Origin of the sequence: Geminocystis sp. NIES-3709, from assembly GCF_001548115.1 — a bacterium.
GTDB lineage: Bacteria > Cyanobacteriota > Cyanobacteriia > Cyanobacteriales > Cyanobacteriaceae > Geminocystis.
In genome coordinates, this window is the sequence record NZ_AP014821.1 from 2549083 (window position 1) to 2568933 (window position 19851).

The 19851-nt window shown below is 32.3% G+C and carries 17 protein-coding genes and 1 pseudogene; 5 read left to right on the forward strand and 13 right to left on the reverse strand.

The genetic code is table 11. The features are described from left to right. Nucleotides 1-86 precede the first annotated feature (86 nt). From GM3709_RS10665 to GM3709_RS10675, 3 genes are all read right to left on the reverse strand, one after another. Entirely contained in the window at nucleotides 87-623 is a 537-nt protein-coding gene (locus GM3709_RS10665; RefSeq protein WP_066119050.1) for a chemotaxis protein CheW, read from the reverse strand. Between the two features lie 105 nt (nucleotides 624-728). Continuing rightward, nucleotides 729-1091: a response regulator transcription factor gene (locus GM3709_RS10670; protein ID WP_066119053.1), complete on the reverse strand. Its 363-nt coding sequence runs from the start codon at nucleotides 1089-1091 to the stop codon at nucleotides 729-731. A gap of 105 nt (nucleotides 1092-1196) precedes the next feature. Further along, complete coding sequence (locus tag GM3709_RS10675; RefSeq protein WP_066119060.1) at nucleotides 1197-2399, reverse strand: response regulator; 1203 nt, start codon at nucleotides 2397-2399, stop codon at nucleotides 1197-1199. Between the two features lie 508 nt (nucleotides 2400-2907). On the opposite strand from GM3709_RS10675, the gene GM3709_RS10680 reads away from it, so the two are divergent. Then, nucleotides 2908-4935, forward strand: a complete 2028-nt coding sequence (locus GM3709_RS10680; protein ID WP_066119063.1) for a GAF domain-containing hybrid sensor histidine kinase/response regulator — start codon at nucleotides 2908-2910, stop codon at nucleotides 4933-4935. Nucleotides 4936-4940: 5 nt separating this feature from the next. After that, nucleotides 4941-6839 (forward strand): EAL domain-containing response regulator, encoded by a 1899-nt coding sequence (locus GM3709_RS10685; RefSeq protein ID WP_066119065.1) that lies wholly within the window; start codon nucleotides 4941-4943, stop codon nucleotides 6837-6839. A gap of 86 nt (nucleotides 6840-6925) precedes the next feature. On the opposite strand, the gene glnA is transcribed toward GM3709_RS10685, so the two are convergent. From glnA to GM3709_RS10715, 5 genes and pseudogenes are all read right to left on the reverse strand, one after another. Continuing rightward, entirely contained in the window at nucleotides 6926-8347 is a 1422-nt protein-coding gene (gene glnA / locus GM3709_RS10690; protein ID WP_066119068.1) for a type I glutamate--ammonia ligase, read from the reverse strand. Between the two features lie 227 nt (nucleotides 8348-8574). Then, nucleotides 8575-9317, reverse strand: a pseudogene (locus GM3709_RS19145) (IS1 family transposase). A 114-nt stretch (nucleotides 9318-9431) separates the two neighbouring features. After that, nucleotides 9432-10664: an FAD/NAD(P)-binding oxidoreductase gene (locus GM3709_RS10705; protein ID WP_066119076.1), complete on the reverse strand. Its 1233-nt coding sequence runs from the start codon at nucleotides 10662-10664 to the stop codon at nucleotides 9432-9434. Nucleotides 10665-11051: 387 nt separating this feature from the next. Next, nucleotides 11052-12722, reverse strand: coding sequence for a DUF3685 domain-containing protein (locus GM3709_RS10710; protein ID WP_066119080.1), 1671 nt, complete (start codon nucleotides 12720-12722; stop codon nucleotides 11052-11054). Between the two features lie 137 nt (nucleotides 12723-12859). Continuing rightward, nucleotides 12860-13306, reverse strand: coding sequence for a Fur family transcriptional regulator (locus tag GM3709_RS10715; protein WP_066119082.1), 447 nt, complete (start codon nucleotides 13304-13306; stop codon nucleotides 12860-12862). 199 nt (nucleotides 13307-13505) lie between these two features. Between GM3709_RS10715 and GM3709_RS10720 the strand changes: the two genes are divergently transcribed. Then, nucleotides 13506-14261, forward strand: a complete 756-nt coding sequence (locus GM3709_RS10720; RefSeq protein WP_066119085.1) for a cobalt-precorrin-6A reductase — start codon at nucleotides 13506-13508, stop codon at nucleotides 14259-14261. A gap of 41 nt (nucleotides 14262-14302) precedes the next feature. Here the strand turns inward: GM3709_RS10720 and GM3709_RS10725 are convergent, their stop codons facing one another. Continuing rightward, nucleotides 14303-14782 carry a cupin domain-containing protein gene (locus GM3709_RS10725; RefSeq protein WP_082712980.1) on the reverse strand — a complete coding sequence of 160 codons (480 nt, stop codon included), beginning with the start codon at nucleotides 14780-14782 and terminating at the stop codon, nucleotides 14303-14305. Between the two features lie 170 nt (nucleotides 14783-14952). Between GM3709_RS10725 and psbA the strand changes: the two genes are divergently transcribed. Further along, entirely contained in the window at nucleotides 14953-16020 is a 1068-nt protein-coding gene (gene psbA, locus GM3709_RS10730; RefSeq protein WP_066119090.1) for a photosystem II q(b) protein, read from the forward strand. 101 nt (nucleotides 16021-16121) lie between these two features. Here psbA and GM3709_RS10735 read toward each other — a convergent pair whose 3' ends face one another. Then, nucleotides 16122-16481: a hypothetical protein gene (locus GM3709_RS10735; protein WP_066119094.1), complete on the reverse strand. Its 360-nt coding sequence runs from the start codon at nucleotides 16479-16481 to the stop codon at nucleotides 16122-16124. A 351-nt stretch (nucleotides 16482-16832) separates the two neighbouring features. On the opposite strand from GM3709_RS10735, the gene GM3709_RS10740 reads away from it, so the two are divergent. After that, complete coding sequence (locus GM3709_RS10740) at nucleotides 16833-17588, forward strand: hypothetical protein (RefSeq protein ID WP_066119095.1); 756 nt, start codon at nucleotides 16833-16835, stop codon at nucleotides 17586-17588. A gap of 71 nt (nucleotides 17589-17659) precedes the next feature. Here GM3709_RS10740 and GM3709_RS10745 read toward each other — a convergent pair whose 3' ends face one another. The 3 genes from GM3709_RS10745 to GM3709_RS10755 are packed head-to-tail and all read right to left on the reverse strand — an operon-like array spanning nucleotide 17660 to nucleotide 19710. Continuing rightward, nucleotides 17660-18745 carry an AI-2E family transporter gene (locus GM3709_RS10745; protein WP_066119099.1) on the reverse strand — a complete coding sequence of 362 codons (1086 nt, stop codon included), beginning with the start codon at nucleotides 18743-18745 and terminating at the stop codon, nucleotides 17660-17662. Nucleotides 18746-18798: 53 nt separating this feature from the next. Continuing rightward, the gene (locus tag GM3709_RS10750) at nucleotides 18799-19113 is read right to left on the reverse strand and encodes a hypothetical protein (RefSeq protein ID WP_066119102.1); all 315 of its coding nucleotides are present in this window, start codon (nucleotides 19111-19113) and stop codon (nucleotides 18799-18801) included. A gap of 39 nt (nucleotides 19114-19152) precedes the next feature. Continuing rightward, the gene (locus tag GM3709_RS10755) at nucleotides 19153-19710 is read right to left on the reverse strand and encodes a hypothetical protein (protein WP_066119104.1); all 558 of its coding nucleotides are present in this window, start codon (nucleotides 19708-19710) and stop codon (nucleotides 19153-19155) included. Nucleotides 19711-19851 lie beyond the last annotated feature (141 nt).

Below are 19851 nucleotides of genomic sequence, written 5' to 3' on the forward strand. Positions count from 1 at the left end.
TTTATCTTTGTTCATTCTTTTCTGTAATTGGTGTAAGCCTTGTCGCTTATTTTCAGCTAATCTTTCTAAGTAAAAGGTTTAAAAAATTACTCTTTAGGCATAGCCGCAAAAATGGCATCTCCATCAATGGTGACAATAATATCCCCATTTTCTTTTATCCAATAACCTCTCAAAAATGGTGCTAATTCAGAATTTACTGCCGAAGCTGGAGGAGAATGAAGATCGTTGGTATTACACAATTCAATATCATTAACATCACTAACTACTAATCCGACTAAATCCCCTGAAGTCCTATTTTTACGATCTTGACTGGTAGGGTGAATAACCACTGCTTTGTGATTGGAAACGATTCCAGACTGTTGATACCAAGGAGTAAAACCCAATAATTGTCCTAAATCAATCATCCAAACAATTTCTCCTCGCCAGTTATAAACTCCCATTACCCAAGAAGGCATTTCTGGAATAGCGATAATTTGCCCGAAAGGTATTTTTAATACTGCCGCAATTTCTGACAAAGAAACCATCAAGTTTGTATCTGGTAATAAAACAAATCTCAAAAACTGTTGTCTTCCGGATATATTCTTTTTTTGTTGAGAAAGGGAAAGTATTTGTTGTTCACTCATGAGAGAAAATGTATCGTAACCTTAATATTTATTCTATTTATTAAAATATGAGATGCATCAGATAAAAACAGGGGAAGACCCCTGAAATGTATTGTAAATAAAATATTATTTAATCAATCTTTTGACCGCAGAAAAGAATTCTTCTTTATCAACAGGTTTGGGTATATAAGCATCTGCTCCTTGCTTCATCCCCCAAAATTTGTCCATTTCACTACCCTTAGTTGAACAAATAATAACTGGTACTTTTGCTGTGTTAGCACCTGCTTTGATTTCTCTACATACCTCAAAACCACTTTTGCCGGGGAGTACAACATCAAGAACAATGAGGTCAGGAATACTACCATTAAGTCTTTCTAAGGCTTCTTCTCCACTTTCTGCCGTGCTAACAGTAATACCTAATTCTTGTAAATAACTAACTAATATTTTTCTTTCGGTGGAAGAATCATCCACAATTAAAGCATTTCCCATAATTTTAACCTCTATTTATTTTTTATATTTTCTTAGTAATAGTTATGATATAACAATCTTTTCCTTTATTTTTGAGGAATTTTCATCTATAATTCCCTGTTTTTTTTATGATACTGTTAGTTTAAGATGTTTTCGGATCGTTTCTAGTACTAAAGCGGTATCAACAGGTTTACTAATAAAATCAGATGACCCAACCATCTTAGCTCTAACTCGATCGACTAAACCATCATTTCCTGTTAAAATCACAATGGGAGTATGTTTGAAAAAAGTTAGTTTTCGTAGTTGACTACAAATCTCATAACCATTAGCATTAGGCATAATCAGATCTAAAAAGATTAAATCTGGCTTTTTGGCTAATAAAATGGCGATCGCTCTTAAGGCATCATTAACACCAATAAAGTTATAACCTGCAGAAGTAATGATTTTTTCCATTGTTTGACAAATAAGAGGGCTATCATCTACACAGGCAATGGTGATTTTTTGATTATTGATAGCTTCATCATCAGGATCATTATGGATCGGTAGTTTCGGCGGTTCGAGATCGGGAATTTCTATGAGGCGGACTAAACCTCTCTGTACATAGGGTAAAAGAGAACGGGTAACGGTAACAACATCTCTTTTCATTCTTACGGACAAATCTCTGAGAGTTTGTTGTCCATCTAGTAATTGACTGAGAGTTTGATAGATTTGCGGATTAGTTTGTTGTTCTAATTCTTGAGGTTGAGTGATAATGGGTGCCATGTCGGGAGATCGATCGGCAATTTTTGCTGATTGCCATGCTTGCCACCCTTTTTGAGCTTCAATTATTACTTGTTCTGCATCTATTAAAACTAACCGAGTGGAGAATGGTAAATTTTTATCTTGTTTCAGTTCACAAGTAACTTGCATTGCCTGAGTAACATCAAACAAGACCTCTACAATATTTTGGCGAATCATTTTGGCCGCTTGTTCGAGGGTAATTTTTTGTTCATCTACCCACAAACAAAGTAATTCATACTCCCAACAATTATTATGCTCATCTAGCTGTAGTCGATCGATGTCCCCTTGAATAGCGTTCATATGAGAAGGAATTTGAGACAAATGAGCAACCAGATTCCGTCGCCATCTTCTAATGGGATGATTTCCCCCAGTGGCATAGACAAGGCGACCCAAGTAAAGATAAAATACCCATTTAGTTTTTCTCGGACCTGTCAGTAAAAGTTGACCACTAAAACGGGGTTGTTTTAGATTCTCAAAAAATCCTGTTTGTTTTATCGCCGTAAACTCTTTAAAAGGTATAGGATTAGACGTGTTTTGATTAGAAGTCATTGATTCCTACTTAATGATGTGTACTCACAAATCGATCTCATTATCTCAGATTACCACAATTTGAGATAAATCGTTACAATTTTCTTGGTTAAAACCCGACATCTTTGATCTGAAATAATTATGTTTAATTAGTACTGAGCAATTAGCAATTAGTTACCAGCTTATTGTGAAGTTAAATTTCCGATCAACATTAGTAATTGATTAATTATTCTGTAATAGAAAAAAGGCTAAAAGCTAATCGCTTTAATTAAAATTCTCACAAATAATTTAGGACTGCTATATATCAATTTTAGTGTGAATCGTCCCAATATCTTAATCCCTTCCCCTTCACTAATGAAGATCAGATTACTTCAGTTTGATAAGGGTTTTAGGTTATCAGGTAAGGAAAATTATTATTTATTTCTGGGGTTTTCTTAATATTTCTTATTTCTTTAAATTTTCATAATTCAAGTACAGTTATATTAAGAGACTAATTTGTTCTTTTCAATCTTAAGTTATAATTTTTCTGATGATAGAAAACCAATTATTTAGGTTAGAAATTTTATTACAAGGCATTGCTGATGCTACGAACTATCTAGTAACGGTGGAAGATTATCAGCAAGGAGTTAATCAGGCTTTAGCTACTCTGGGTAATGCAACAAAAGTTGATCGAATTTATATTTTTAAAATACATAATCATCCGGAAAAAAAAACTATCTTAGTGAGTCAATTATGGGAATGGGTAGCAGAAGGAATCATCCCAGAAATCGATAATCCTCAACTACAAAATTTATCTTTTCAAGAGTTTTTCCCTCGTTGGTGTGATTTATTATCAAAAGGAAATGTTGTGGCAGGAAATGTAAAGGATTTTCCAGATTCGGAAAAAACAATTTTACTTCCTCAAGGTATTTTTTCCCTTTTAGTTGTGCCTATTCTTATCAAAGGTAAATTTTGGGGTTTTGTCGGTTTTGATAATTGTCATAGTGAACAAGATTGGACAGAAATTGAAATTTCAACTTTAAGAGCGATCGCAGGAAGTTTTGGTGGTATTATTGCTAGAAATCATGCGGAAATTGAACTTCAGGAATTGAATAAAAACTTAGAACAAATAATTAAAGCCAGAACAAAAGAACTATTAATAGCAAAAGAACAAGCTGATGCAGCTAATAATGCCAAAAGTGATTTTTTAGCCCGAATGAGTCATGAATTACGAACTCCTCTTAATGCGATTTTAGGTTTTTGCCAGTTAATGAATAGAGATGCAACCATAACTTCTACACAGAGAGAACATCTAAAAATTATTAATAATAGTGGAGAACATTTGTTGACTTTGATCAATGATATTTTAGATTTAACTAAAATCGAAATTGGCAAAATTACTCTTAATATAAATGATTGTGATTTATATAGATTATTAAATTCTTTAAAAAAAATCTTTCAACTAAAGGCAGAGAAAAAAAAATTAAAATTAAATATTATTTATGAAAAAAATATCCCTCGATATGTTCGTTTAGATAGTTCTAAACTTAAACAAATACTAATTAATTTACTTAATAATGCTCTTAATTTCACAAAAGTAGGAGAAGTTAATTTAATAGTAAAATCGATTAATTTTAATAATAATAATGATGATAAAGTCTTATTGTATTTTGAAGTTAAAGATACAGGTATTGGTATTCATCCTAGTGATTTAGAACTTATTTTTGAGCCTTTTGAGCAAACCTTAGCGGGGATAAATTTACAGCAAGGAACTGGTTTAGGTTTATCGATTAGTAAAAGTTTTGTGGAATTAATGGGCGGAAATTTAAAGGTAAAAAGTAAAATTAATAAAGGTTCATCTTTTTATTTTCAGTTGCCAATTAATGTTATTCAAAATAATCAATCTCAAAATAATTTTGTTACTTCATCTATTATTAATTTAAAACTTCCTAATATTTCTATTAAAATTTTAATTGTGGAAGATATAGAAGCCAATCGTCAGTTATTATCTGATTTACTTATATCGATCGGTTTTCAAGTTTACATAGCTAAAAATGGTCAAGAAGGTTTTGATTTATGGCAAAAATATTCTCCCGAACTAATTTTAATGGATTTGCAAATGCCTATTCTTAATGGTATTGAAACCACTAAAAAAATTCGATCGTATAATGAATTACTTCAACCAATAATTATAGCAATTTCTGCCAGCGCCTTTGAAAAAGACATTCAAGAAGCGATCGCATCAGGTTGTAATGATTTTATCAGTAAACCGTTTCGAGAAAATATATTATTAGAAAAAATATCTTATCATTTAAAATTAGAATATATAACTTCAAAATTAAATAAAAATGAAGAAATAGAAGAACATAAATTAAGTTTAGACAGTTTAAAAATTATGCCTCTCCATTGGATTAAACAACTAAATGAAACATCAAAAAGACTTAATCCAGAAGAATTGTTAAAGTTAATTGAAATAATCCCCCCTTCTAATGATCCATTAATTAAAACATTAAATAGAATGGTAAAAGATTATGATTTTGACGAAATTATTATCGTAACAGAAAAGTTACTAGAGTGAATTAAATGACATCTTTGCAAACTTCTGGCAAAACAATTCTCATTGTTGATGATATTTTGGAAAATCTCGATTTATTATCCCAAACCTTGACAGCAGAAGGTTATGAGGTTAGATGTGCAAAAAATGGTTCATTGGCTTTGATGAGTGTCGAACATGATTTACCGGATTTGATTTTATTAGATGTCAAAATGCCTGGATTAAGTGGCTATGAAGTATGCCGTATTCTAAAAGATAATCTTAAAACTGCCTCAATTCCGATTATTTTTTTAAGTTCGGCAGATGACGTAACAGAGAAAATTAATGCCTTTGCGATTGGTGGAGTTGATTATATTACTAAACCTTTTGAAATTAGAGAAGTTTTAGCTAGAGTTAATACTCAAATTAATCTATTGAAAACTACTTCTGAGTTAAGAAAACTTAATTTTGAGTTGGAAAATCGTGTTAAAGAAAGGACAACAGAGTTAGAAAACCTCAACCAAATTCTCAAAAGTGAAAATGAGCAAAAGACTAAAATTCAAGAAAAATTACTCCATTGTGCTTTTCATGATCCGTTAACCAATCTTCCTAATCGTACTCTTTTTATCGATCGAGTAGAAACAGTTATTCGTCATTCTCACCGTTTTCCTAACTATAAATTTGCCATTTTATTTATTGATTTGGATCGTTTCAAATTAGTTAATGATAGTTTAGGTCATCAGGTTGGCGATCGTCTTTTAATTTTTTGTGGGGAATTATTTCGAGAGTCTGTTCGAGAGAACGATACTGTTGCTAGATTAGGAGGAGATGAATTTACCATTCTATTAGATGATATAACGGAGGTAACAGAAGCGACACAAGTAGCCCAAAGAATACTTTTCAAGTTAACTAAATCTTCTCCTCTGATTAACCATAATTTTAACCCTACGGCTAGTATTGGTATTGTTTTAGGGGATCATCACCGTCAAAAAGCCTCAGATTTATTACGAGATGCCGATATTGCGATGTATCGAGCGAAAGAAATGGGTAAGAATAGATATGCTATTTTTGATCGAGAATTACATCAACAAGTTATGCGTCGTTTACAAATCGAAAGTGATTTAAAAAATGCGATCGCTAAATGGGATAGTAATAAAGAAGATCAAGAATTAAAAGTGTATTATCAACCGATATTTCAGTTAAAAACCAGAAAATTAATGGGTTTTGAGTCCTTAATTCGTTGGCAACACCCCCTTGAGGGTTTTATTTCTCCGGCGGAATTTATTCCCATTGCTGAAGAATGTGGTTTGATTATTTCTATTGGAGAGTGGATATTAAGAGAATCTTGTTATCAATTAAAGCAATGGCAAAATCAATACCCTCAAGCTAAAGAATTAACTATAAGTGTCAATTTTTCGGCAAAACAATTTGAAAATCCCAATTTAGTTCAAATTATCGAGTCAATTTTAGACGAAACTCAACTACCCGGCCAAAATCTGAACATGGAAATTACAGAAACAGTATTTTTACTTAAAAATGTGACGGTGATCGATATTCTGTCTCAAGTTAAAAAACGGGGTATTTCAGTGTCCTTAGACGATTTTGGAACAGGTTATTCGTCTTTAAGTTATTTACATCATTTTCCTATCGACATCTTGAAAATTGATTCTTCTTTTACTCAACAAATACAACAACAAGAAAAAGATTATGAGATAGTGCGCACGATCGTAACATTAGGTCAAACTTTAGGGATCAAACTCATTGCTGAGGGTATTGAAACCATTGAACAAATGGACTTACTTTATTGTCTAGGGTGTGAATTTGGGCAAGGATTTTTAGTTAGTAAACCCTTAGATAATGTCAGTGCTGAACATACGATCGTACAAAATTGTGAACTGTTACCAATACCTGAGTTCGACACAAAAATTTTGGATTTAGGTAGCTATTAGCTATCAGCTATTACCTAATAATAACTAATACCTAATACCTTGACCTTCCCCATAAATCTTACATCGAACTGAAGTTGAATTAAATCTTATACATCATAGTACAAGGAAAACTCATAAGGATGAGGACGAAGACGCATGGGGTTAACTTCATTGTCTAATTTGTATTCGATCCAGTTTTCGATGAAATCGACAGTAAATACACCAGTATCAGTTAAGAAACCATGATCTTTTTCTAAAGCCTCCAATGCCGCTTCTAATGATCCGGGAGTAGAGGGAATTTTGCTCAATTCTTCAGGAGAGAGATCATAAATATCTACATCTAAAGGTTCACCCGGATCAATTTGATTCTTAATACCGTCAATCCCCGCACATAACATAGCGGCAAAAGCTAAATAAGGGTTACTGGTAGCATCTGGACAACGGAACTCTAAACGTTTTGCTTTAGGATTAGTACCCGATAAAGGAATGCGGATAGAAGCCGATCGATTTCCTTGAGAATAAGCTAAGTTTACAGGGGCTTCAAAACCCGGAACTAGGCGTTTATAGGAGTTAGTAGTGGGATTAGTTAATGCTAAAAGAGCAGGTGCGTGTTTAATAATACCACCGATATAATGTAAAGCCATTTGACTTAAACCTGCGTATTTGTCACCTGCAAATAAAGGTACACCATCATTCCAAATAGATTGGTGAGTGTGCATACCAGAACCATTGTCGTTGAACAAAGGCTTAGGCATGAAAGTTGCTGTTTTACCGTATTTTTTCGCTACGTTTTTAACCACATATTTATAAGTCATTAGATAGTCCGCCGCTTCCACCAAAGTCGCAAACTTAATTCCTAACTCATTTTGTCCACCAGTTGCTACTTCATGGTGGTGTTTTTCGATCGGTACACCACAGGCAGCCATGGTTAAGAGCATTTCTGTCCGAATATCTTGCTGAGTATCCGTAGGAGAAACAGGAAAATAACCTTGTTTGTAACCCGGTTTATAACCTAAGTTCCCACCTTCTTCCACTCGCCCAGAGTTCCAACGTCCTTCAATACTGTCCACGTAGTAAAAACCTTTGTTTTCAGTTTGATCAAAGCGTACATCATCGAAGATAAAAAATTCTGCTTCAGGGCCAAAATAGGCAGTATCACCAATACCAGAGGAAGATAAATATTCAACAGCTTTAGCGGCAATACTACGAGGATCTCTGGAATACCATTCACCAGTACGAGGTTCTTTAATACGACATATCATGCTAAGAGTTGGTTCGGCATAGAAAGGATCGATCCATGCAGTGGTAGGATCGGGTACCATTGCCATATCAGAGTCATTAATCGCTTTCCAACCACGAATACTTGAACCATCGAAAGCAACACCATCAATAAAAGAATTTTCATCTATTTGATCATAATAGAAAGAACAGTGTTGCCAAATACCGGGCATATCAATAAATTTGAGATCAATAATTTTGATATTGTTCTCTTTAATCATTTGTAAAACTTCTTGGGGAGTTCCGGGCATTAACTACTTCTCCTTTAACTTTAATTACTTTATTTAATCGCTCAAACACTTAATGCTAAGGATAGATTTATTTCTATTTTGTAGCAATTGATACATAATCTCAGAGAACTCTAAAATTTATTGATGAATACGGGGAATCGGGAAAAGGGAAAGAGGAAAAGTTAAGGGTTTCAATCATTTTTAAGAATTAATAAAAAATGTGGCATTGCTGAATTAAGGTATGATTGTTAAATAAAGCGATCGCCTTTGGTGGCACTGCACGATCGCACCTCACCTCTATAAGGTATGGGAATATCTTGGAATTTAAAATAATGAATCAAAAGTGAAATTGAATATTTCAGCATTTCGACAGACTTGGAATAGCAAAGGGTTTTTCTCTGTAATCTGGCTAGATAGTGTCTCAATCTCGTATTTTCTCCTTCAACCCTTGTCATATAAGTTTTACTGATGATTTGGTCCCCCTCTGGGATAAAATTAGGATATACCTTCCAACCATCAGTTACATAAAAATAACAATTCCATTGTTTTACTCTTTCCCACAACGGTTGAAATGTTTCGGCACTTCTATCCCCCACAACCCATTCTAAAATGCCTGGTTTAAAGTGATCTACCCCAGTCCATAACCACATTTTGTTTTTTTTGAACCCACAAATGTTTGTAATTCATCTAATTCACCGACTTTAGGTATGGTTTCGGCTTGATAACTATTGAGCAAAAACTTTGCCACATCTTTCACTCAATTAATCACGGTAGTATGATGAACTCCTTTTACTCTTTCAATTGCTCGAAAGCCCATACCATTGACATACATTTTTAAGCACTCACTTCTAATCTGATCACTATAACCTCTGGAATTAGATGGTTGTGGATTAATAAACTGTCTACCACAATCAACACAAAGATGATTTTGCTTTCCTCTTTTCATTCCATTTTTGTTAATGTGCATAGAACTGCACTCGGGGCATTTGATCATTTTTTGATTTCTAATAAATTTGATCGCTTTATCTAACAATCATACCTTAATTCAGCAACGCCGAAAATTAATAAGTGTGTTATGGAGGCCTAACACATCTTAAAAATAAAATTAATTATTTTTTCGTAGTAAAAATTTCCAACTATCAGGCTCAAATGGTTTTCCTTTTAACATCCTATTCCAATACAACCAAGGTAAAATATATTTTTTTACCAACCACATACTTTCTCGTTCTTTGGTAGGATCTAAGGGGAAACTTGGTAAGGGTTTTTTATCATAGTCAAACTCTGCCATAATTGTTTTGCCATATCCAGTGATTAAAGGACAACAAGCATAGCCATTATACTTGTCTTGGGGCGTTTTTTTATTCATTAAAGCTATTATATTGGCTACAACAACGGGTGCTTCTTTACGAATGGCGGCGGCAGTTTTGGATGTGGGTAAACTGGAAGAATCTCCCAAACCAAAGACGTTATTATACTTTTTGTGCTGACAAGTATATTGATCTACGTCCACCCAACCTTGTTCATTAGAAATCGAACTTTGTTTGATAAAATCGTAAGTAGTCATAGGTGGAGAAACGTGAAGCATATCATATTTGATAGTTAGAGTCTTTCCGTCTTCCGTTGCAAATATAGCTTCTTTGGTATCTCCTTTAATCTCGATAAGATTATGATTATATTTAACATCGATTTTTTTTCGATCGACAATTTCTTCTAAAGGTTTACAATAGGTTGGGACACCAAACATTTTACCAGTAGCGTTACCGTAGATAATATTAGTTTTGTCCCTAATTCCTTGACGGGTGAAAGCTTCTTCCGCTAAATACATAATTTTTTGAGGTGCCCCCGGACATTTTATTGCACCGGCAGGAAATGTAAATAAGGCAGTACCACCTTTAAAATTTTGGATAACTTCCCATGTATAAGGAGCAGTTTCTTTAGTGTAATTAGTAGTAACGTTATCTTTACCTAAATACTCTTTTAATCCCTTAATTTTATCCCAATCGATCGTAATTCCAGGACAAACGACTAAATATTCATATTGATAAATTTTACCTGTTTTTGTGGTGACTTGATTATGATCTGGATCAATATTTTCCGCATAATCTTTAATCCATGTAACTCCATGAGGTATTAAATTTTGTTCATGTTTAACGGTATCTTCAAGAAGATATTCTCCTCCTCCTACTAATGTCCAAGCAGGTTGATAATAATGGTTTTCAGAAGGTTCAATAATAGCCATTTTCAACTCAGAGTTTTTTCCTTTCAGTTGAGATGCAACGGTAATTCCGGCGGCACCACCACCGATAATTAGTATTTGAAAAGATTTAGTATTGCTCATATTTCTACCTAAATAAAACTTAAGTTTTAAGATTTTTGATAATTTACCATTAGTTTAATTTAATTATTATTTATGAGAACATATTTTTAATATTTCTTTATTTTTCAATACTTAATCTCTATTTCTTTTAATATTGCAATATATAAATAACAAATATCTACTCTCGTGATGATTAAATTTTAAAAGGGTAAAATAAATACATAGTTATAAACCTTTAATCTTTGGATAAAATTAAAGCTATTGAAATTATTATGATAAGAATTGATAGTAAGAAAAACATATTTAATAAATTTTAAAATTAATAGAAGCATTTTTAAACACTGTTGTTAATTTGAGGCAAAAGCATATTGCAATTCTTTTTGTCTTCATAACGAAATGATATTATTATTAATTTTTTATTTTATTACCTATTCCTTGTAAAACACCCTTACCAATTAAACCAATACCTTTACCAATAATTTCTGTTAGTACATAAATCAATGCTTTTCCTAAAGTATTTTCAAGGGATTTAATTCCTTTAGAAAGGCTATCTCGTAATTCAATTAAAATGGTGACAAACCAAGGTAATCCTTTGATATTATTTAACTCTTGGTAACGGGGATGAGTAATAATACAACTTTCAATACCTTGATAACCTAATTTTAACATTTCATATCGATCGTCAAAAATATTTTGGGGATTTTGCCAGTACTTTTCTTGACGATATTGCCATACTAAATTATTACGAAACATTGCCACTTTTCTTGAAGATTTTGATTCTAAATTAAATAAACTATGTTTTATATTTATGTCATCAGATAAACGATTAAGAGTAAATGTCATAACACCATTAGCTAAATTTATGATTATATTGTGCCAAATAATTTCCTCTAAATTTTGTCCTGATTCCTCTTCATATTTATAAACTTGATTATCAATTACAAAGTCTTTTTGATATACTTGATAATTAACTATATCTAAAATAAAAGGAATTTTTATTAATATTGTTTCTTGAATAAAACGAGATTCTTTTAAAACTAAATCTACTAAGTTATATTCGTTATCATTATTATTTTGATAATATCTGCTCAGAAATTTAATAGCAGAGTTTTGCCAAATATCCTTGATAAAAATATTAACTTTTTCTAATAAATATTGAGACTCGATCGTAATATTTTTTAACTCTTTAATCTGATTTTTCCATTCTTCCAAAATTATAATTAATAATTCTTGTTTTTTTGATTCTTGCAATATATCAATTTCTAATAATTTATCAGTAGAATTTGTCACTGAAGTCTTTATTTTAGCTAAAGTTAAATCAGAAGTATTTTTAGGAAAATCATCTAATATTATTTCACCTTTTAAATCTTGATTAGAATTAGAGTCATTCTCTTGATTAGCAAACATTTCTTGAGAAGAATTTAAAGAGTAACTGATTGCATATTGGGAAACATTAGGCTTTATTCGATTAATTAACCATTTAGCTAATTTCAATTCTCTTTTTCTTCCTTGCCAATATAAACTATCACTAATAGATAAATTTTTTTCCTTAATATAATCATTTATATTCAATATTTCTTGCTCTATTTCTTTTAATCCAAATTGGCATTGTTTATAAAACCAGTTATTAAGTTTTTGAGATTTGATACTACTGTTGGTAAAACTAAAATAATTTTTTCCTTCTGCACAAATTTTTACGGTTTTAATTAATTCAGAAAGTTCTGCATTTTTATAACAAAATCCTTTAATAATAGAAATATTACTAAAATCAGGAATAAATCCTGATGACAATAAAATTAATATAGATAAATCAGGATATTGTTCATTTAATTGAGGAAGATAATTCAAAAATTCTTTTACTTTATCTGGATATTTATTAGTGTCTAAAGAAATTAACCAGATAAGAGGTTTATATTGAGATAATAGAGTAATAAGTTCAGATATTTTTCCCGTAGCAATTATATTAATATCTTGATATTCTTCCGTTTTTAATACTTCCTTCAATCCCAGAGTAAAAATGGGATCATTATCCAATAAAACAATAGTTATTTCATCTTTATTCCCATTTGTAAAAGACATTTTATTTATATTTAAAATAGTTATAATTAAATTTAATTAATATCAAGATTAAGCAATATTTTCAACTATTTTTACTATTTCATTAAACCATAAGGATTTAAGGAGGAGATTATTCAGTAAATTTGCCTAATAATTTATTATTCTGATACCTCGTTTTTATAACCGTAAAAATCGATACGATAATGATCCACTTTGACTCCTGTTTTTTCTTCTATTTTTCTAATCAATTCTGAGGGTAACTCTACTTTTATGTCCATAATTTGATTAGTGTCTAGGATGTTAACATGACTATGATCTTCACAAAAATTACCATATAATCTTCCTTCATGTCGATCGACACATTCAATAATACCATGACTAGACAAGGCTTCCAAATTCTGATATACTGAAGTATGTCCAATATCTTTACCTTGTTGACTCAATCGATCGTAGATTTCTTTTGCCGATAAATGTTCTTGTTGTTTCCATAAGAGTTCAAGAATAAAACGTCTTTGGCGAGAAATCCTCATGCCCAATTCCTGACAACGATTAAGGGCATCTTTAAAGGAGCTAATTTTCCTTGTAGTTGCTCCTGATTGTTCCATGTTTTCTTTCAAACTCCTTATCAATATTTTGCTAAAGTAAACTCATTACCACTTTAACTTTAACTTAAGTGATGCAAATTTTGACATTCACATAAAAAATAGACTTCTGTAAGAAGTGACAGTGTAGGGTGTAAGATTTGTTTTCGTGTAATCTTGCCTTAAATTTACTCTAATTTTTATTTTGCAACAGGACTAATAAATGATTTGGCTTATCGGAGGAACTTCTGAAAGTGTTACGATCGCACACTTACTAACAAAACAACGACAAGATTTTATTGTCACCGTCACAACCCCTAACGCAACTAAACTCTACCAATCCATCTCCCATTATCAAATTCTTGTAGGAAAACTATCCTCCTCAGAGATAGCATCATTCATTCGTCAATATAAAATCGATCTCATTATCGATTCTTCTCATCCTTTTGCCGTTAACATTTCTCAAACAGTTATTAATATCTCTGAACAATTGCAAATATGCTATATAAGATATGAGCGCCCTTTAATTAATAATTCTTCCAGTGTTATCTACATTAATTCGATCGAATCTTTATTAACAGAAAACTCTTTAATTTATCAAAAACGAGTATTATTGACCATAGGTGCAAAATTTTTACACTTATTCACTAATTATCATCAATCTGCCACTCTTTACGCTCGAATTTTACCTTATTCTGAATCTATTAACCAAGCCTATCAAGCAAATTTTTCCTGCGATCGTATTATAGCCCTTCGTCCTCCCATTTCCGCACAATTAGAAAAAGCCCTATGGCAAATGTGGAATATAGACATAGTTATCACCAAAGCAGGAGGAAAAGCAGGAGGAGAAGACATCAAACAGGAAATCGCTCAAGAATTAAATATTCCTCTTATTATCATTCAAAGACCAAAATTAAATTATCCTCTTATGATCTCCAGTATAGAAGAAATATCTTTCTATTTAAAGAGACTTTTTTAAACATCTAGACATATAACAAGTATTTTTGCTGTATAAAGAAACTAAGGTTCAATAATTGTCTTTGGTTCGTTACTTTTCAATAAAGATGAAGAAAGTATAATTACAGGTTCAGAAGTCTTATTTTGACCATAATGTACCATATAACCCGGCTCAATCAAAGAATCTCCTTGTGTCAGTAAAGTTTCTTGTCCATCTTTTAGAATTTCGATCAATCCATTCTTTCTCATAATTTTAGCCTCTCCTTTCACCACCTTATACAGTAAAATACCAGATTCTATTCTTCCCAGTTGCATTCCGGGATGACTGTGAATAGGAAGCAAAACATCAGGAGGAATTATATAACGAACTAACTCCAAAATATAACCAGACGCTTCATCCGGATAACCACTCGCTAAAACTTCCCTTGTCACATCTCGACTATAATTAGTATTAATCGTTTCCTGACTTTTAGCCATCGAACCATGATTCATGAGTACGATCGACAGGAAAACAAATAAACAACGGGATAATAAGATTTTCATACAATTGTCTTAGTTTTTATTTTCATTCAATAAGAATAACAAAAACTTATACCTTCTATAAAAAAATATATCCTTAAAAACCTTTACAATTCTTAATAAATTTGTCATTATATAAATGTGAGCAATCACAAATTTGTACCTCGAAAAATTTATAACGCAATCATAAGAACATGACTACCACATTACAACAACAACAGTCTTCCACTTGGGAGCAGTTTTGTCAGTGGATCACTTCTACCAACAACCGCTTATATGTAGGTTGGTTCGGTACTTTAATGATCCCTACTCTCTTAACTGCAACCACTTGTTTTATTATCGCCTTTATCGCCGCTCCTCCCGTTGACATTGACGGTATTCGTGAGCCTGTAGCTGGTTCTTTATTATACGGAAACAATATCATCTCCGGTGCTGTTGTTCCTTCTTCTAACGCTATTGGATTACACTTCTACCCCATTTGGGAAGCAGCATCTTTAGATGAGTGGTTATACAACGGTGGCCCTTACCAATTAGTAGTATTCCATTTCTTAATCGGAATCTTCTGCTACATGGGTCGTCAGTGGGAATTATCTTTCCGCTTAGGTATGCGCCCTTGGATCTGTGTTGCTTATTCTGCACCTGTGTCTGCTGCCACCGCAGTATTCTTAATCTACCCCATCGGACAAGGTTCTTTCTCTGATGGTATGCCTTTAGGAATCTCTGGAACTTTCAATTTTATGTTCGTGTTCCAAGCAGAGCATAACATTTTAATGCACCCCTTCCATATGTTAGGAGTAGCAGGTGTGTTTGGTGGTTCTTTATTCTCCGCAATGCACGGTTCTCTCGTAACTTCTTCTTTAGTTCGTGAAACCACCGAAACCGAGTCTCAAAACTATGGTTACAAATTCGGTCAAGAAGAAGAAACCTACAACATCGTAGCGGCTCATGGATACTTTGGTCGTTTAATCTTCCAATATGCGTCCTTCAACAATAGTCGTGCGTTACACTTCTTCTTAGGTGCATGGCCTGTCATCGGTATTTGGTTCACCGCAATGGGTGTAAGTACCATGGCATTCAACTTAAACGGTTTCAATTTCAACCAATCTATCTTAGATAGCCAAGGTCATGTAATTGGAACTTGGGCAGACGTATTGAACCGTGCAAACATCGGTATAGAAGTAATGCACGAACGTAATGCTCACAACTTCCCCTTAGATTTAGCAAGTGCAGAGCCTGTATCTGCTCCTGTAATCAACGGTTAAGTTTGATTATTAAATAAAATAATAACTGAAAGGCACTCTCCTTAATTGGAGGGTGTTTTTTAGTGTTCATACAATAAATTTGATTAGAGTGTTGATTAAGTCTATTGTCTATAGTTATTTATTTTCGAAATAATTTCGGGTGCTTTTCCTTGCCATGAATAGTTGAGAGGATGCTTAATCAGAATACGATAGCGATAAAAGTTTAAAGACTCAAATAAAAATCCGGCGATCGCACAAGTAAACCCAATGGTTAAAATACCAATACTACCTGAACCTTCCCCAAAAATTGCCAAAAAATTCCATATTTGTTCATACACATTTTCTCCCCAGACATTTAACAACGGAATATGGGATATTACTCGTAAACTTGCTAAAATGACGGTGCTGAAAAGTACGGGAGTAGTGAAACTAACTAGGGTGGTTAAAAAAAGGGAGGAGAATAGAGATAGCCATATATTCATTGTTTTTACTTCCTTTGAGTAGGAAATTATAAAAATTAAATCGTCATAGCATTTGATGAACACTAACTATTCCTACACTAAGACTAAAATCTTAAATTGTCATTACTTTGTCAAGAATCTTAAAAAAACATTAAAAAACTTGGCAATATTCTCTTAATAGTGTATAGAGAAATTTATTTTTCTTAACAAAACAATAACTAACTTTTTATAATCTTTTGATATTTCAAGCTAAAATCCTATAAGGTTATATATTATCAGATTATTCAAAAATTGCCGAAAGTATTAAAGGAACAAACTATTTTGCATTGCGTCAAAAAAGTTAATCCATTTAAGAATATTGAGCAAAAAACGATGATTAAATCTACTGCTATTAAACATAAAACTCATAACAAATTTTTTGTTTTAACTTTAGCTTTAACTACTGGTTTGGTTAGTTTTGCACCGTTTCAAGTTTCCGCTAAACCTTATCAAGAGTTTGGTTATAATCAGACAACATTCAATCAAACTAAACAAAATAAGAATAGTCGGTTTTACCGTTCTAATAATGGTTTCAATAATTCTTCTAATAGTGTAGTTCAAGCACAAAATGTCACTTTAAGCTCAGGTACACTTATTCCAACAACTTACTCTTCTGCGAATAAAATTTTGGTGACGAAAGAAGAAACAATGGCTCTCGTTCTTACTGTTACAACAAGTATTAGAGACAATAGTAATCAAGTTATTATTCCTTCAGGAAGTAGAATTGTTGGAGAAATTAGGCCATCTGGTAATGGATCAAGATTTGTGGGAGATACTTTGATTTTAAGTAACGGTGATGAATATGATATTAATGCTGTTTCCCGTGTGATTACTACCACTGAAACTGTTTCTGCGGGAAGAAATACTGATGCCATCTGGCAAGGTTCTTTGGCTGGTGCTGGTGCGGCTGCTATTATTTCTGGGGTTACAGGCGATCGAAGAATTACACCTTTAGAAATTTTAGGAGGTGCTAGTGCTGGAGCATTGGGTGGATTATTATTGGGGGGTAATCGCAGTCAAGAGTTAATTTCTATTAACCCTCAACAGGATCTTCAACTCACTTTAACATCTAATTTTCGGATGAATTAGACTGATTCAATAATTGTGACTATGATCAAGACGATTCGTTGAATCGTCTCCAAAGATTTTAGGCAAAAAAATCAAGTTTCCATGGAAATTTCAGAATTACTTAATTCATTAGACGATCGAGCATAATTACTTGGCGATCGTAAATCATCAATTATTTTTTTTATTACACTAGCTAAAGGTACTGCAAGGAAAATTCCGAGTAAACCACCGAGCTTTGCACCAATAAAAAGAGAAATAATCAACCAAACGGGATTTAAACCGATTAATTCTCCCATAAAACGAGGTGCAACAACATTATCTGTCAGTTGATCAATAATAGTAGCAGAAATGAAGAAGAATAAAGCTAATTGACCACTTTTAAAAATTAATAATAGAGTACCAAAAAGAGTAACCACTCCGCCCAATATAGGCACTAAACTAGCGATTCCTATACCGAAAGCGAATAATATTGCGTAAGGAACTCCTAACAACATAAAAATTAATCCTCGAATAACACTAGCAATACTTACTAAAATTAAACGACTAAAAAAATAGTCTTTAAATGTTTGACTTAAATAATTAGGGATTTTTTCGTGCCAAGGTTCAGGAAACCAACTAAAAATTCCTACCCAAAATTTATCACCTCCTGATAATAAAAAGATAGTTAAAATAAAAATAAATAAAACATTAAATACACTGTTAATCGTGGTAAATAAAATATTGACGGTTTGGCCGCCAACAGTTTTGATAATTTCAGAAATTTTACCTGTTATTTGTTGTACGATCGAATCAATATTAATAGAAGAAAATTTATTAAAAATAGGTAATTCAGACAAAAGATACTGATTCGCTTGATCAATCCATTTAGGAGCACTAATTAAAAGTTCTTCTAATTGTTGGGTAAGTATAGGAAGTAAAATAAAACTGGTAGTAACTAAAAGAAATATAGTAATAAATAAAACAAAAGTGATCGCTAAAGATCTTCTAATACCTTTTTGAACTAATAATTTAATCAATAATTCTAATAAAAAAGCTAGAATACTAGCAATAATTAAAAAACTGATAAGAGGCTGAAAATAATTGATTAATAGAGTTAATAAAAACCCATTTAAACAAAGTAAAGGAAAAACAAAAACTAAACGTAACCAACGGGGAATTTGTCCCAATTTTTCTAACATAATCTAATTATTTAAAACAATGAATTGTCAATTATTAATTATCAATGATTTTTTTATCTTTGTTGCTGTCTTAATCTTAAACCTTCTTGGAAGCCTCGATCGTAATCCCTTGAGTTACGAGGATTATCATATCTTAGACCATTAAAACCATCTTGACGACCTCTAAAATATTCTTCTTGAGGAGTTGCGGGGCCATATCTTTCTTGAGCCGCTCTTTGATTGCTCTGCACGATCGCACCAACCCCTACTGCCGCACCAACTCCTAACATAAAATCTCCAAAACTAGCTTGAACAGGTTTTACGGACGTAGTCATTCCCGTAATAAGAGTAGTGACGATCGCTGTAATACTTAAAAATTGTGATTTCATAGATTTATATATATTTCCTAGTAGAGTGATTAATTAAGATTAGGGACGTTGTTCTAACCAACCTTTTACTTCTATATTGACAATTTTAGGTTGATTATCAATCAAAGCAAAACGAATTTTGTCTGTACTCAAAGAAAGATAATTTTGTCCTTCTTCGGTGGTTATATTTGTCGCTCTAATTCTTGTCACTAAAGCCATTTGACCATCTTCTGTGACTTTTATACTAGAGTAGGAATTCAGATACTCTCTTTCTTTAACTCTTTTAAAACTATTACTTAAATAGTACTCATGTTCGTCTTTTCCCTCTAAAGTAGTGATGATAGTGGTATTATCTGATTCTGTACTAATGGTAGAAAAGGTATAAGGGGTTAAGAAATCGAGAAGTTGAGACAGATTTTCGCTTTTTTCTGCATTTTCGATCGAAGCCATTATTTCCGTAATTTTTTCTGAGGTTAACTGAGGGGTATTTTGTGCAGTTAAGATTTTTTCTTGTTGATTAAAATTGATGGGAGCGGCTTTAACAACGTGAGAGATTGTTACAATTTGGGTAGTGATTAATCCAGAAAGAAATAGATTAATTAAATGATGTTTTTTCACTTTTTTTTATTTTAGTTATTAAGATACTTTTACGAGAAATTATATCTCAATTTTCTTGAGAGGGAACAATCAATAAAGTCAGAATCTAACAAAGTTTATTTGTGAAGTTGATAATTTGATGGAAAGAGAAAACGGTTATTT

What these genes read in the sequence shown, in the direction of transcription:
- GM3709_RS10665 (WP_066119050.1), bottom strand. Translation starts at nt 623, where the DNA reads ATGAGTGAACAACAAATACTTTCCCTTTCTCAACAAAAAAAGAATATA.
- GM3709_RS10670 (WP_066119053.1), bottom strand. Translation starts at nt 1,091, where the DNA reads ATGGGAAATGCTTTAATTGTGGATGATTCTTCCACCGAAAGAAAAATA.
- GM3709_RS10675 (WP_066119060.1), bottom strand. Translation starts at nt 2,399, where the DNA reads ATGACTTCTAATCAAAACACGTCTAATCCTATACCTTTTAAAGAGTTT.
- GM3709_RS10680 (WP_066119063.1), top strand. Translation starts at nt 2,908, where the DNA reads ATGATAGAAAACCAATTATTTAGGTTAGAAATTTTATTACAAGGCATT.
- GM3709_RS10685 (WP_066119065.1), top strand. Translation starts at nt 4,941, where the DNA reads ATGACATCTTTGCAAACTTCTGGCAAAACAATTCTCATTGTTGATGAT.
- glnA (WP_066119068.1), bottom strand. Translation starts at nt 8,347, where the DNA reads ATGCCCGGAACTCCCCAAGAAGTTTTACAAATGATTAAAGAGAACAAT.
- GM3709_RS10705 (WP_066119076.1), bottom strand. Translation starts at nt 10,664, where the DNA reads ATGAGCAATACTAAATCTTTTCAAATACTAATTATCGGTGGTGGTGCC.
- GM3709_RS10710 (WP_066119080.1), bottom strand. Translation starts at nt 12,722, where the DNA reads ATGTCTTTTACAAATGGGAATAAAGATGAAATAACTATTGTTTTATTG.
- GM3709_RS10715 (WP_066119082.1), bottom strand. Translation starts at nt 13,306, where the DNA reads ATGGAACAATCAGGAGCAACTACAAGGAAAATTAGCTCCTTTAAAGAT.
- GM3709_RS10720 (WP_066119085.1), top strand. Translation starts at nt 13,506, where the DNA reads ATGATTTGGCTTATCGGAGGAACTTCTGAAAGTGTTACGATCGCACAC.
- GM3709_RS10725 (WP_082712980.1), bottom strand. Translation starts at nt 14,782, where the DNA reads ATGAAAATCTTATTATCCCGTTGTTTATTTGTTTTCCTGTCGATCGTA.
- psbA (WP_066119090.1), top strand. Translation starts at nt 14,953, where the DNA reads ATGACTACCACATTACAACAACAACAGTCTTCCACTTGGGAGCAGTTT.
- GM3709_RS10735 (WP_066119094.1), bottom strand. Translation starts at nt 16,481, where the DNA reads ATGAATATATGGCTATCTCTATTCTCCTCCCTTTTTTTAACCACCCTA.
- GM3709_RS10740 (WP_066119095.1), top strand. Translation starts at nt 16,833, where the DNA reads ATGATTAAATCTACTGCTATTAAACATAAAACTCATAACAAATTTTTT.
- GM3709_RS10745 (WP_066119099.1), bottom strand. Translation starts at nt 18,745, where the DNA reads ATGTTAGAAAAATTGGGACAAATTCCCCGTTGGTTACGTTTAGTTTTT.
- GM3709_RS10750 (WP_066119102.1), bottom strand. Translation starts at nt 19,113, where the DNA reads ATGAAATCACAATTTTTAAGTATTACAGCGATCGTCACTACTCTTATT.